The following is a 1,021-nucleotide window of genomic DNA, read 5'->3' as shown; positions in this document are numbered from 1 at the left end:
CTGACTTCCAGCATCCGAATGATGAATCAGCTCAGCAGCTTTCACCGGATGACCCTCTCGTTTCCGCTGCCACAGCGCCATCCGAAGCGGGACCGTCACCAGCTCCACCGTCTTCGACGTCGAGGCGTGCCACGCCACGATCCGACGTGAGAACACGTCGATGATGAACACCACGTACACCCACCCCGCCCACGTCCGGCAGTAGGTGAAATCGGTCACCCACACCCGGTTCGGCTCGACGGCACTGAACTGTCGATTCACCAGATCCTCCGCACGTACACCATCAGCGGACCGCACGGTCGTACGGACTCCCTTGGACCTTCGAATCCCGTTGTGGCCTAGCACTTTCATCGCTCGATCAACGGCGCCATAGGACACCCCGGGCAGTGTTGTCCGATGCAGATGGGCGCGCATCTTCACCCGCCCGTAGAGGCCCTCCGGAGTCATCTTCCGCCGGCCGTCGTCATCGGTGCGCCAGACCACGGTGCGCACCGCATCGACGACGTGGGCATCGGAGACGGTCCGAGCGGCAGGCGTGCGTGTTCGCGATGCCCGGTAGGTTCGTGCGGCAATCATGCAGCCCTGCTCACGCAAGACCCGACAGATCGACTCGACCGCAAAACCGTTGGCGCGCATCTGATCTATGAACGCCACGATCATCGGTTGCGGCGGTCGAGTTCCCCCGCGAAGAAAGTCGTCGCCGCTTTCAAAATGGCAACGTCCTCTCGCAATTGCTTGTTCTCCGCCTTGAGTCGCTTGATCTCAGCGGACTCCTTCGACGTGGTCCCCGACCGGGCGCCGGCATCGACCTGGGCCTGCACGGCCCACCGACGTACCGTCTCCCCACCGACACCGACCTGCTTGGCGATCGCCTCTGCCGCGGCAGTCAACGACGTGTACTCGCCGCCGTGCGCCTCCAGCAAACGCAAGGCCCTCGAACGGACCTCCGGATCGATCTTCTTAGGCATGTGCTCATCCTTCCTGACTCAGAAGGAAGCGGCATCAAACCAGGGGTGATTCA

The 1,021-nt window shown here is 62.7% G+C and carries 1 pseudogene; it reads right to left on the bottom strand.

Features of this window, described 5'->3' with window-relative positions:
* Window positions 1–968: pseudogene (locus Q9R39_RS24715) on the bottom strand (IS3 family transposase); the annotation flags it as partial.
* Between the last annotated feature and the right edge of the window lie 53 nt (window positions 969–1,021).

This window comes from Gordonia sp. AC31, from assembly GCF_031844505.1.
GTDB lineage: Bacteria > Actinomycetota > Actinomycetes > Mycobacteriales > Mycobacteriaceae > Gordonia > Gordonia hongkongensis.
Note: the sequence above shows the minus strand (reverse complement) of the source record. Positions and strands in the feature narration are given on the sequence as shown.